The 11,624-nt window shown below is 45.7% G+C and carries 13 protein-coding genes and 1 pseudogene; 3 read left to right on the top strand and 11 right to left on the bottom strand.

Annotation, left to right across the window (positions count from 1 at the left end):
• Window positions 1–30: 30 nt before the first annotated feature.
• From C5O24_RS07405 to C5O24_RS07445, 9 genes and pseudogenes are all read right to left on the bottom strand, one after another.
• Window positions 31–252, bottom strand: a pseudogene (locus C5O24_RS07405) (CatA-like O-acetyltransferase, family 2); the annotation flags it as partial.
• Between the two features lie 8 nt (window positions 253–260).
• The gene (locus tag C5O24_RS07410; protein WP_237612990.1) at window positions 261–557 is read right to left on the bottom strand and encodes a YdeI/OmpD-associated family protein; all 297 of its coding nucleotides are present in this window, start codon (window positions 555–557) and stop codon (window positions 261–263) included.
• A complete protein-coding gene (locus C5O24_RS07415) occupies window positions 535–1,002 on the bottom strand; it encodes a GNAT family N-acetyltransferase (RefSeq protein ID WP_107035510.1) in 468 nt (155 codons plus the stop codon). The genes C5O24_RS07410 and C5O24_RS07415 overlap by 23 nt, the downstream gene beginning before the upstream one ends.
• Window positions 1,003–1,026: 24 nt before the next feature.
• A complete protein-coding gene (locus C5O24_RS07420; protein WP_107035509.1) occupies window positions 1,027–1,659 on the bottom strand; it encodes a hypothetical protein in 633 nt (210 codons plus the stop codon).
• Window positions 1,660–1,668: 9 nt separating this feature from the next.
• Complete coding sequence (locus tag C5O24_RS07425) at window positions 1,669–3,453, bottom strand: DUF4303 domain-containing protein (protein ID WP_161953392.1); 1,785 nt, start codon at window positions 3,451–3,453, stop codon at window positions 1,669–1,671.
• Entirely contained in the window at window positions 3,443–4,282 is an 840-nt protein-coding gene (locus C5O24_RS07430) for a hypothetical protein (RefSeq protein ID WP_133165497.1), read from the bottom strand. Before C5O24_RS07430 ends, C5O24_RS07425 begins: the two co-directional genes overlap by 11 nt.
• A gap of 342 nt (window positions 4,283–4,624) precedes the next feature.
• The gene (locus C5O24_RS07435) at window positions 4,625–4,831 is read right to left on the bottom strand and encodes a nitroreductase family protein (RefSeq protein ID WP_107035506.1); all 207 of its coding nucleotides are present in this window, start codon (window positions 4,829–4,831) and stop codon (window positions 4,625–4,627) included.
• A 349-nt stretch (window positions 4,832–5,180) separates the two neighbouring features.
• Entirely contained in the window at window positions 5,181–5,609 is a 429-nt protein-coding gene (locus C5O24_RS07440; RefSeq protein WP_107035505.1) for a GNAT family N-acetyltransferase, read from the bottom strand.
• 137 nt (window positions 5,610–5,746) lie between these two features.
• Entirely contained in the window at window positions 5,747–7,813 is a 2,067-nt protein-coding gene (locus C5O24_RS07445) for a porin family protein (protein WP_133165498.1), read from the bottom strand.
• A gap of 113 nt (window positions 7,814–7,926) precedes the next feature.
• On the opposite strand from C5O24_RS07445, the gene C5O24_RS07450 reads away from it, so the two are divergent.
• Window positions 7,927–9,261 (top strand): sensor histidine kinase, encoded by a 1,335-nt coding sequence (locus tag C5O24_RS07450; protein WP_107681659.1) that lies wholly within the window; start codon window positions 7,927–7,929, stop codon window positions 9,259–9,261.
• Window positions 9,258–9,941, top strand: coding sequence for a response regulator transcription factor (locus tag C5O24_RS07455; protein ID WP_107681660.1), 684 nt, complete (start codon window positions 9,258–9,260; stop codon window positions 9,939–9,941). The genes C5O24_RS07450 and C5O24_RS07455 overlap by 4 nt, the downstream gene beginning before the upstream one ends.
• A 52-nt stretch (window positions 9,942–9,993) precedes the next feature.
• On the opposite strand, the gene C5O24_RS07460 is transcribed toward C5O24_RS07455, so the two are convergent.
• The gene (locus C5O24_RS07460) at window positions 9,994–10,602 is read right to left on the bottom strand and encodes a DJ-1 family glyoxalase III (protein ID WP_107681661.1); all 609 of its coding nucleotides are present in this window, start codon (window positions 10,600–10,602) and stop codon (window positions 9,994–9,996) included.
• 153 nt (window positions 10,603–10,755) lie between these two features.
• On the opposite strand from C5O24_RS07460, the gene C5O24_RS07465 reads away from it, so the two are divergent.
• Complete coding sequence (locus tag C5O24_RS07465; RefSeq protein WP_170067071.1) at window positions 10,756–11,124, top strand: winged helix-turn-helix transcriptional regulator; 369 nt, start codon at window positions 10,756–10,758, stop codon at window positions 11,122–11,124.
• A 147-nt stretch (window positions 11,125–11,271) separates the two neighbouring features.
• Here the strand turns inward: C5O24_RS07465 and C5O24_RS14000 are convergent.
• Window positions 11,272–11,624, bottom strand: a 353-nt coding sequence (locus tag C5O24_RS14000; protein WP_161553846.1) for an SMI1/KNR4 family protein, incomplete at its 5' end; no start/stop codon positions are given.

Below are 11,624 nucleotides of genomic sequence, written 5' to 3' on the forward strand. Positions count from 1 at the left end.
AATGGGCACTCGACAATTTCAATGCAATAGCTAAACGGTAGAGATTTCCTTTTGAAGCACGTTGAGGAACCGGGCGGCATGGGCATCATCCATCTGGGTGTGATGGAACTGAAATGACACCGTGAGAGTTATCTTGAACCACCTGCGGCGGTATGCGCCCCATATCATGAAGGGATTGTTGAATATCCCGCTATACATTCCCACTGCTCCGTCAATGTCATATTGAGCCATCGCCGATGTGCCAATTACCATTCAGTCGATTATCCAAGTTTATCAAGGCGGCGGCATCGCTCCTTGTTGAGTTCCGTCCAACGTCCCTTTTTGGTTCGTGGACCGAAGCGCTGCAATGTAACGCCATCCACATTCTTCACCGTGGAATCTATCCATCCGAAGCAGAGAGCCTCCTCGACTGCATCGATATACCATAATGCGTCAACAGGCGGAGTCTTGCCGCGCTTTACCGCTATCCAACACTCCTTTTTGCAAGAGCTGTTCTCCATGAGCCATTGTCGGAATTTCTCGCGGCGTGCTAGGTCAAAAATGTTCTTCGGTGTCATTTTTTGGGGAATCTTTGTATAGATATACCATATCACGAAGCGTTACCTCTTCCTCGACAATAGGATTGGGATAGTTGTCAGTGAAGAAATTGGGGATTCGATGGAAGTACCTATAGCCACAAGACCGGTAGAAACGAAGTGTCGAGGGTGTTTCGCCTGTACCAAGTATTACTCTCTTGTCAGGATACAATTTCTCCACATATTCAAGCATCTTACGGCCTATGCCTCTGCGACGGAATGCGGCATCAACTGCCAAATTCTTTATCTCAACCGAATCATCGTTATTCTCAACTACCACAATCACAGCAACATCTTTATTGTCCATCGAACCGACATGAAGGCTTCCCGGTTCTATATACCTTTCGATCATATCCACCGATTCATCGCCAATGAGCAACAAATCCATGAACTCTCGCTTGTCATCTTCAACTTTTCTTATAACCATAGAAGGAACGCGCTCTAAACGAATTCAGATGTTTTCAAAGAGCCCTTCAAAAATCATTGCAGATTCCTCCGACAAACGCCGGGTCGCGGCTATACTTTGAGCCAACACGACTCCTTTTGAATTAATTCGTAATGGCTTCTCTTTACTCTTCGGATAGCCGAACCGAAGAAGTGGCACAAGCTCATCAGGAATGAGGCGCGGTTGGATAACACTGCCATTCTCTCCCCATACTGCCCATTCGGCACAGCAATTAAACGGCTCCTGATGCCTGCAATGTGGTTTGTCGTCAGGAATAATCATCGTGAGATCTTCTGGCACACTCCGGATACTTTTATAAGAAGTGTCTTTTGCACAAAAGAATGTGTCGGATGTCTTAACGACAACGCCTTCAGGGATAAGGGAACTGTAAGGAGTGCCAAGTTCTCTTATACAGTAGTCGAAGGCTCTTTCCTTATGAGTCACTTCCAGTCTTGCCATTATGTAGAGATGCCTGTCGAGTAATGAGACCGGAAATACGACATCACCCGCTTTTATCGATGTTATTGACGGCATCCTTGAGTGAATGCTGCCAAACACTACTTTTATAGGCCCTGTGTCATTTGATTTTCTTAGTTCGTCCAACCAGTCCTGAGGCCAGTAAACAGTATAATATGCCATAATATGATATTACCTGTTTCTATTCAAGAAAGCGGCAGCCAGCTCGGGACTGTTAAGCGTCATTGCCGACGAGTCTTCGAGATTCTCGGCGTCTTCATCATCCGATATTGAAATGAAGAATGTGATTTCTTCGGTGCCTTCTCCGAATATTCCCGAGTCTTTGACCTGCGCCATCGCTGAAATCATCGCACTGAAGAAAAAGGCTTCGCCCGGCAAAGTATTGTGGTTTTCCCACAGAGTTTTGCTGAGCTTCACCAGTTCGCTGTCATGCCCGTCGGAATACCCCCATTCATCAGGATGCCATTTGCATTCATCATCAGGCTCTTCGTCTTCACTTTCAAGGTACTCCAGGGTGTTCACTGCAAGAAATAGCGAGCAGCAATACCTGTCGGTGACCAAAGCGACTGTGTAAATGCGCTCATCGTCGATGCGTCCAAGAATTTCGCGCAGGTCAGCAGCAACCGCATCCCTGATCATTGCAGCCACATTCTGCCAGAACGGGGCTACGGGAGTGGCCGGTTCTTCTTTTTTCCGCTCGTCGGCTTCATAGTCCGGTGAGTTGATGTAGCTGATATACTCTTTAGCTTCTTCCGAACCAAGTTTTGCAGCATCCTCAAGATATTGGTATCCCAGTTCTATATCCGTTTCGATGCCACGACCGAAGGCATACGCCACGCCGAGTGCGGTGAGCACCTTGACGGTTATTGACTCCCATAGATTGTCGATGTCTTCCCCGGCTTCATGAAGATACTCGAATGCCACATCGTCGTCTTGAACTGTTCCCAGCCCCTCCTGATAGCATAAACCGAGGTAGGCGGCGGTCTGCGTCCGGGTGGTCTTGCTACATTTCGGGTTTTGGTATGCCTTTTCAAACCATTCCACAGCCTTGGCGTAGTCCTGCTCCACATCACCGAAGCCTTCAAACAGATAATATCCTACCTCAAATTGTCCTGCGGGATGTCCGCATTTGGCAGCCATTTCATAGAGTTGATATGCAAGGTCGATATTCTCATCCACTTCTTCACCGGCTTCGTAGATATGCCCTGCATTGTATGCGCCCTGAGGGTCGCCCCTGCGGGCAGCCTCCACATACCGCAACAGCCCACCGTATGAGTCGCCCTTCTCGGTGCGGAGATAATAGCCGTAGTTATTGCAGATTACGGGTGAAATATCCGCCAGCATCAAGTAATATTTCTCATAAACATCTTGCGCAATCTCGCAGAGACCGGATTTGCGTATGTCGCAGTAATTGCCCCATCCGGCACAAAGTCCGCCGTCGAAACTGCGCTCGTACCACACCTTTGCTATCGGCCAGGCCCATGCGTTATAGTCGCTTTCGTCTTTGAATTGCTTGGCATAGTCTGGCTCGACACGCAGATAGTCGCCCCAATAATACACATTGCCGACCATGTAGCAACAGAAGGCGTCGCCACGCTCTGCCTGACCGAGAATCTCCTCAAACGCCTCCTTAAACGAGGCGAACGGCATTGCACGTTCCACCGAAGGGGTGAGGTTTGCGCTTCGCGCAGCACAAAGAACGCCCGTGGCACTGCCCATCATCGCGCTCTTCTGCATCAGCTTCGATGCGTTTTCATCGTCAGCTTTGAAGCCTGCCTGCGGCCACACATACTCCTCACCCATGAAGCAGCGGGCTATGAATGCCAGCGCATCTGCATCGCCCTTTTGCGCCTCCAGTATAAGTATTGAGTATCCGCGGCGTATTTCATCGCGGTCAAAACTTGACCAAATCAGCTTGACTGCCGTTTTCACATGCCTGCTATATTCACCTTTCATCTTTCTCTTCATCTAAAAATCTGAATACCAGCCTTTCAAAATAATCATTCACGTCAAAACTCTCCCAATCATCCAAAGGATCGGGCAACCTCTCGTCGTCAATCAGACTCCACAGCCAGCTCCGCAGAAGTCCGGCATCAAAAATAACACCTCTGTAACCAATAGGCAACGGCTCCGACCACCTTACATATTCAACTTTGTATCCGGTAGCCAGAGCTGTATCTTTGTCATATCTGCGGATGTTTACATATCCCCCATCACCATTAGTGAAATCATATAGCATCCATTGTGATTTCCCCTCTATGATGTTATCCAATGCGATAACCACATCCTGACTTCCGAAATATCGGAAATCCTCGCCGTCAACACATAGTTTCGTCTCTGCCTTTTCTTGCTCGGAATGGATTTTCTGACAGTGCCAGCCGGTCATATCAGGGAGCGATGCGGTGCGGAAGAAGTCACACATGATATCGGCGGCCATGTCGCAATCAACGTCCGACCGCCACATTCGCAGCATATACCCGTTGACCATAAAACATACCGCTATACTGCTATCCTTAAAATAATCAATTGAGTATGCCTTTGCATCGCTGACCAACACCACCGGCACGCATTTTTCAAGGTATACGCATCCGTTATCCTCAATATCGTCTATAGCATCAAGGATCTTTTCCTCGGTCACGTTTGATGTGCGTATATCCCCGTTCTTTGTGCCCAGCACATATTGCGGACTACGAGCTTTTATCCCGCGGAACAAACCATCGGCATTCGTAACTCCGACTTCGTTTGCAAGCGGCATTCCGTTTGTCTGACTGTGTTTACTTTCCATATCGTCAGTCGTGTTTTGTCTGTTTGAAATTATCGGTTCTAAACCATCATAACCTATGTGGGGCATAACCTCTGCACACAGTTAAAAAGATTTTTCTGAATTGCATCGCCAGCCGACCTGCAATAATCAAGCCACCGGTTTTCGCCCGAAGCACCACAAAGTTACAGAAAACAATTGATAAGTATGCAACTTGCACAAATTAGCTGCGAGTGATTTTTGAGATTTTCTCGAGTGTTTTTGCTTGAAAACGGGAGCGTGCAGTTGAGCTTAACGACTGAGGATGAAAGAAAAAAAACACATTCACACATCGTTAGAGCGCATTCCTTAATTTCAAACAGTCAATCAGGCACCCTTTATCATGCCGTATGTACTCGGCTTGTAGCCGCCCTTCATATCGAACTTCTTAAGCCTTATGGTGACTCTGCCGCCAAACGGATCTGTCACTTCCTCGATCACTTTTGTAAGTTCTTCCTTGTCTGTCTCCGAAATTGAGGCGCCATTGAAACTCCTGACAGACCTACGCACCTTTATAGCTTCTATTATGTTCATAACGATACTTTTTTGTACTTTAACATTGCCTGAGATGACGGAAGTATCTGGCGGCTTTTTTCAAATCACCCAGCGCGCCCAACCCTTCAAGATCCATGTTGCCCGCCACACAACGCTGTGCCGATGCAATCGGCGCACCTCTGCAAAAAGCAGCCGGTGCGTTCCGCCAAATGCAGGTAGCGCTCCATCGCCATCCATCCGTGAGCATAATGCCGACCTCCTGAAAATATTACATTGGGCTATGCCACTCTTCACAAATGAAGGTAGTCCACGAGTCGAGATGATATGCCGCTTCCCTGCGTTGTCGGTATATCACAGACTCATCTTTCCGGGACTGGCCAGTACCATTTTATAATGAGAGATGTAATATCGGGAAAGGTCTTCCGGCATCATCAGTTTCATCCCTGCCCGTTACTCTGAATCCCTTAGACTTATAAAAGGCAAGAGCCAAAGGATTCTGTTCATTGACATCTACCCTTGTCGCTCCCTTCTGTTTCGCAAATTCCAATAACATTGATCCGTATCCCTTCCCTCGAATATCGCTGTCTATAAACAGCATTTCAATCATATCTTCATGTAATCCTATAAAGCCGACAAGAAAGTCATTGTCAGAAACTGCATATAGATCGACATTAGGAAAATACTCGGGCATCAATGCTTCTTTTATCTCAGATATAGAGGTCTCATCCAAAAACTCATGTGTGGCTCTTACTGAACGCTCCCAGAGAACCTTGAGCGTCAGATAATCATCACGATTACATTTTATAATCTTCTGCATACAATCTCGCTTATAACGGCATCAACATTTTCAGAGTGGTGGAATATTTAGCACTTACTTGTCATAACATAAGGCCTCCGTCACCTTCATTTTGCCAAAAACTTCGGCCGCCAAAAGGCGGCGTTATGACGCTGTTTTTATTTGAGTATTGATGTCGAAATTTTCTTTTCACCGCTTAGTTCTCCGGTTTGACTAACTTTCTTCCCATAATTGAAGGTGTATGTTACCGTCAGAGATATACGGCGGTGGTAGTCCGAACCAAACTGTGTCATTTTGTTGTCGTACCAGCGAGTAGTCAATGTGTCTTCGCTGAGTTTCCACGAAGACTGGAAAGGATTTACCACTGACAGCTGAATATTCCAGCCGCGCGAAGACCATCCCGCACTCACGGAATAGCTCATGGGCATTTTTCGTAGAAAAGCATTTTCTCCATCTACATAGCTACTGCCGGTGTCGTAATATCCATTGAAGAAGAATCTGCCAAGATAATAATTGACATTGAGGCTTGCCGAGAAGGGATAATACGATATGCTGTTGCTTCCGGTTGTCTTATAAAGCAACATTCGTGGAGAAACGGAAATTGACAGCCTACCGTCGATAAACTTTCCAGTAAGGTTGGCTCCAATCTGCCCATGATTGTAATCTCCGTCATTCTGATATTTCTTTAGCATCATCCCGTCTGGTCCATCAGGAGTATAGACCGCTATCTGTCGGTTGGAGATGAGGAACATCGTGGCGTAAGCAGATAGCTGCCATTTATTGCTTGGAAGCCATGTATAACTTATATTTGCGGAAGTGTTTCGCGAACACTTAAGATCGGGATTGCCGGAAATATACATCAGTTCGGATTGCCGGATTATATTGGGGTTCTTCATTGTGGCATCAGGCGAAAATGCGGCATATTGAAACCAGAGACTGATTGAATTTCTCTGGTTGGGAGCATATTGCAGGTTGATGTGAGTGAACGGATAGCGGTCGTCCATAGTTTTGCCATTGATATAGTTTGACTCGAACGCATAGCCTCCGTCTATGCTCCCGGACACTTTCTGATAATTCAATGACATGCCGACGGTTATTCCGGTAAAAGCCTGACGGAACCGATTGACTGCATTGCTTGACCCAGTGTAATCGATATGTATGCGACCACCGCCGGACAGGACATTTGAGAATAACGTGAATTTATCTGACAATGATTTGTTGACCTGTATTGAACCTCGCAAAAACCAAGAGTCTTCATCTGCAAGATTTTCGATAGATTCTGTTCCTGCGTAATAATTTGATGATGTGTTGTTCCCGGCAAATTCTGCCTGACAGTTTCCGTTGATCGACCATCCTCTGCCCAGCGCCGCATACAGTTCGCTATCCCAGCCGACGGCATTATTTGTAGAAGGTGATTCTGTATGATATGTTTCCGAGGGATACAGACTCGAAAAACTGACGTAACCTGACGTGTGGTTTATCGGAGTGTTGATTCGACGATATGAAACGAGATTGCGGAATGTTAAATTATCACTCTTATTCCATGAGGCCCGTAATGCCGAGTAAAAGCCTCGCTGATGCTGTTTCCCGGTCTCTGTACCGCTTGTGCGTCTGATAGTTCCGGGCTCCAGTCGGTATATTTCGTCTGAAACAGAGCCGATATGAGAGTTATAGTCGTAGTCGCCCGACACCATGACATCGTATTCCATCTTGCGGTAGGCGAACTTGGAATACACCGAAGCCTCGCCGCTGCGTATCATGAAGCGTTCTTTGCCACTGAGCTTCGTATAACCTCCGTAAGAATAAGCATGGGTGATGAAATTTACAACGTGTTGTGCCCGCTGAAATCTCGGGTCTGTCGGAAAGTCAAGATACTCGACACGCTTCACGTCGCTCGGATTCAGACCGCTGACATCCTCATCCGCCACCGGATGAAAGTTTATGAAAAGGCTTACGCCCTGATTATCGGCTGTCTTTACCGTCTCTGTTATCGGATTCACACTCAACTGAGGTATGTTCATCCGCGAAAGCAAGGAAACCCCGTCGGATGCAGTCGACTTCTGATTCCCGGTAGGAATATAGACAGTTTTTGTAGCGCTTGTGAGCTGAGCATCGGCTACAACAGTTATTTCTCCGAGTTCTTTGACCTTTATTGTGTCCGGCCCGGTGGTTTGCCCCTGCGTTATGAAAGGGAACATAATCAATGGTAGTATATAATGTTTCATGTTGCGAAATTATGTAGCCCTGTCTTATTCAATCCTTATTCTCCCTTATTTAGTCTTAATCTTACGATTAGGCCATCTAATGATTGACGTGATTTTAGTAACTTTGCATTGATATGAAACACTTTAAGCTGATACTTACCTCAATGCGTATCATAGTCGGTGTGCTCTTTGTCGCCAATGTGATATTCATGATGCAATTGTATAACTCTATAAAAACACGATATCTAAACGATGTGGAGCAATGTCTTAGCAGGGCTGACCAAATTGAAATGGTTGACCGCATAATTGATGCCGGTCTCGTGGGGAATGATGAAGTTGTATGGATTCAGATCGGGTTACAGAGATCTGATGTCGGTACAACCATGGACGCAGAGGAATTAAGGAAATTAAATTACTCTCAGAGGTTTCGTCGCGTTGACAGGCAGATTATGTCGATGATTGCACAATACCTTCATGACGGCAGTTATTCCGAAAGAATCGGAGACCCGGATGTGTTCAAAATGGAGGAAGCCTTTCGCCGCGACCTTAATTTTTCAGGCTATTATCCCGAGGAGGTATATATTGTAGTCCCAGGTGGTACATTGGAGTATTCATCGGACTTATGGGAAATAGAATATAGAGTAAATGGAGAACTGACATACTATGCCTATATATCTCCGTTGACAAACAATATACTGAGAGAGATGGGGGGTGTAATAATTACATCTGCCCTTATAGCATTGGCGCTGACATTCGGTTTTTGGTATCTTCTGCATGTAATAGCCAGTCAGCGAACCATTGAGGAGATGAAGGATGACTTTACCAACAATATGACCCACGAACTGAAAACACCCATTGCTATCGCCTATGCGGCAAATGATTCGTTGCTTCAGTTCCCTGACCCACAGGATGAAGAGCGCACAAAAAAATATCTGACAGCAGCCCTCGACCAACTCTCGAAACTATCGGGTCTGGTCGAGAATATTCTCGCCATGAGTATGGAACGACGTAAGCATCTTACTATGGCAAAAGAGAAAATACGCCTGCGGGATTTCCTTGCCAACATCATAGAGCAGCAAAAGCTGAAGGCAGACAAACCGTGTGATATCATATTGGAATGTCAGGGTGATGCCACTGTCGAAGCAGATCCATCGCATTTCTCAAATGTAATCGGCAACCTTATAGATAACAGCATCAAATACTCCGGAGAATCGGTTTCTATCATAATCAAGGCAGATGCCAATGGCATGTATGTAGCTGATAATGGAATCGGCATCCCAGATAAATCCTTACCCGAAATATGGAGTAAATTCTATCGCGTGCCTCACGGTAACAGAAGTGATGTGCGGGGTTATGGCATAGGACTTTTCTATGTTAAATCCATTATTGACAAACACGGTTGGTCAATCGGCGTAGAGAGCAAATCCGGAAAAGGGAGCAAATTCACAATTAAATTCAGTAATCAATGAAAGACAGGATATTATTGGTGGAAGACGACTCGACATTGTCGATGATTGTTTCAGAAACTTTGCAGCGTGACGGTTTTGAAGTCATGACAGCCGGAGATGGTGAGGATGGTCTTCGGAAGTTTACCCGACATGGAGCCGACCTTATCATCGCCGACGTGATGATGCCACGCATGGACGGATTTGAGATGGGGAGGCGAATCAGGCAGATAAACCGGAATGTGCCATTGCTTTTCCTAACAGCAAAATCAGAGATTGACGACATTGTGGAGGGGTTTGAACTTGGCGGCAATGACTATCTTAAAAAGCCCTTCAAGATGCTCGAATTGATAGTCCGCATCAAGGCATTGCTCCGAAAAAATGTCATAAAGGAGGATAATCAATTTGAAATCGGAGACTATACCTTAGACCTTTCTACACAAATACTTTCGCATAAGGACACAGGAGGCATAGAATTGTCGCTGATTGAAGCAAAACTGCTGAAGGAACTGATTGTAAATGTCGGCCACACTGTCGACGCTTCCACTATGATGCAACTTGTATGGCAACGCGATGACCCATACAGTCGTAATTCGCTACATGGGTTCATACACAAACTTCGTAATTACCTGCGTTATGATCCGTCGATATCACTGATAAATCAACGAGGCATCGGGTATATGCTGACAGCAAAAAGAGAATGACCAATCATTGTTATGATTAGGACATTCTCTTTTCAAAGGTTAAATTCATTTGTCAGCTATGACCTATCACCATACCTTCACGGAGTGCCTTCTCCATATCCGGGTCCTTTGCCTTGCGAACAATGGCAAGTGCGAATTCGAGGGTTGTTCCGGGACCCTTGGATGTTATCAGGCGGTCACCAATTACCACTGGCTCCTCAGAGTATATCCCGCCATTATTTTCAAAGTCTTCTTTGAGGAACGGATAACCGGTGGCTTTTACCCCGTTGATGATACCGAGCGGACCAAGCACCAAAGCCGGAGCGGCGCATATAGCGGCGATGTTGCCTCCTTTTTCCCAATGGGCTTTCACAAGCTCGCTCAGCATTTCGTCAAGGTTTACCGCATCCTCCGATTTGTCTGCACCGGGGAATATGAGCCAGTCTATCCGGTCGGGAGACAGATCGGAAACACACATGTCTGCAACGACATGGTTGCCTGTGGCTCCTTTTACAAGTCTGTTCTCTGTCATAGAGACGGTGAATACCTCCATCCCGGCACGTCGCATGACATCGACGGGTGCCAGAGCCTCGATTTCATCGAAGCCTGTTCCAAGCATCACGAACACAGCCTTGCCTGAAGGTTGAGCCGATGCTGGAATGCTGATACTGATTTCAGTCATAATTTGTGGGTTTATTATGTTTGTGTTAACTTTGCAAAGGATAACTGCTACCCTTTGGATAGCGCAAAGTTATATATCAAAATATTGCCATGCAAGAGGTTACTTCCAAAGTAGCCACTTACTTCAAACTCACTTTTAGTCAGTATCAGACAGATGAAGAACGAAAAAATTTCAGAAAAATATTCATGTGTTGCCACGTGCCCCATGAGGAACGTGATAGCACATTTCGCAAATAAGTGGTCGATGCTCCTGCTTGTCATACTTGACGAGTTCGGCGTAATGCGTTTCAACGAATTGTCAAGGGCAATCCCCGACATATCTCCGAAGGTATTGTCAGGACATCTGAAAACACTTGAATCAGTCGGATTGGTAAAGCGAATCCTATATGCCGAGGTGCCACCTCGCACAGAATACGAGTTAACCGATTTGGGTAGAACTCTTATACCCATACTCAATCAGCTCTCGGAGTGGGGACGCAATAATTTGAAGGCGGTCAAACGTAATTTGACTAAATGGAGTTGATTACATCCTGTAATTTGCCAAGGAAGCGAGAGGCATGTGCACCGTCCACATCGCTTTCCAGCACCAGGTAATAGCGCACTTACGGACGCATCGACTCTCTCGGTTGATAAATTCTCATCAGTATTTTGGGAGAGACCTACTTTGCTCTTAATCTTCAAACCAGTAGTCAATATCGGGATTATACTTTTGGCCGATAAGTTGTTCTTCGTCAAAGTCCATATCAAGATACCCATCATCATCCAAAAAATAGATTTTTTCCTTATAGCAAGCGATTATAGTACGAAGAAAGTCCTCAAAAGAATGATGAATCTTTGTTGGCCCATCAGCATCGTGTTCTATCAGGAAAATTCCGTTTTCTTTACCTTCCGATACTTTCAATGCATAAAAATCTGATGAATAATTCACGAGGATTGGATAATACTTATCTTCTCCATTAGGAATCATTTCCTTTACAGACTGCGTAAAACTTTCGTATTCAGCATCCCTAATGAGAAGATAAC

Origin of the sequence: Paramuribaculum intestinale, from assembly GCF_003024925.1 — a bacterium.
Classification (GTDB): Bacteria; Bacteroidota; Bacteroidia; order Bacteroidales; family Muribaculaceae; genus Paramuribaculum; species Paramuribaculum intestinale.

Excerpts from the sequence above, each read along its gene's own strand:
- C5O24_RS07420 (WP_107035509.1), bottom strand. The coding sequence starts at position 1,659 with ATGGCATATTATACTGTTTACTGGCCTCAGGACTGGTTGGACGAACTA.
- C5O24_RS07435 (WP_107035506.1), bottom strand. The coding sequence starts at position 4,831 with ATGAACATAATAGAAGCTATAAAGGTGCGTAGGTCTGTCAGGAGTTTC.
- C5O24_RS07440 (WP_107035505.1), bottom strand. The coding sequence starts at position 5,609 with ATGCAGAAGATTATAAAATGTAATCGTGATGATTATCTGACGCTCAAG.
- C5O24_RS07460 (WP_107681661.1), bottom strand. The coding sequence starts at position 10,602 with ATGACTGAAATCAGTATCAGCATTCCAGCATCGGCTCAACCTTCAGGC.
- C5O24_RS07450 (WP_107681659.1), top strand. The coding sequence starts at position 7,927 with ATGAAACACTTTAAGCTGATACTTACCTCAATGCGTATCATAGTCGGT.
- C5O24_RS07455 (WP_107681660.1), top strand. The coding sequence starts at position 9,258 with ATGAAAGACAGGATATTATTGGTGGAAGACGACTCGACATTGTCGATG.
- C5O24_RS07410 (WP_237612990.1), bottom strand. The coding sequence starts at position 557 with ATGACACCGAAGAACATTTTTGACCTAGCACGCCGCGAGAAATTCCGA.
- C5O24_RS07465 (WP_170067071.1), top strand. The coding sequence starts at position 10,756 with ATGAAGAACGAAAAAATTTCAGAAAAATATTCATGTGTTGCCACGTGC.
- C5O24_RS07430 (WP_133165497.1), bottom strand. The coding sequence starts at position 4,282 with ATGGAAAGTAAACACAGTCAGACAAACGGAATGCCGCTTGCAAACGAA.
- C5O24_RS07425 (WP_161953392.1), bottom strand. The coding sequence starts at position 3,453 with ATGAAAGGTGAATATAGCAGGCATGTGAAAACGGCAGTCAAGCTGATT.
- C5O24_RS07415 (WP_107035510.1), bottom strand. The coding sequence starts at position 1,002 with ATGGTTATAAGAAAAGTTGAAGATGACAAGCGAGAGTTCATGGATTTG.
- C5O24_RS07445 (WP_133165498.1), bottom strand. The coding sequence starts at position 7,813 with ATGAAACATTATATACTACCATTGATTATGTTCCCTTTCATAACGCAG.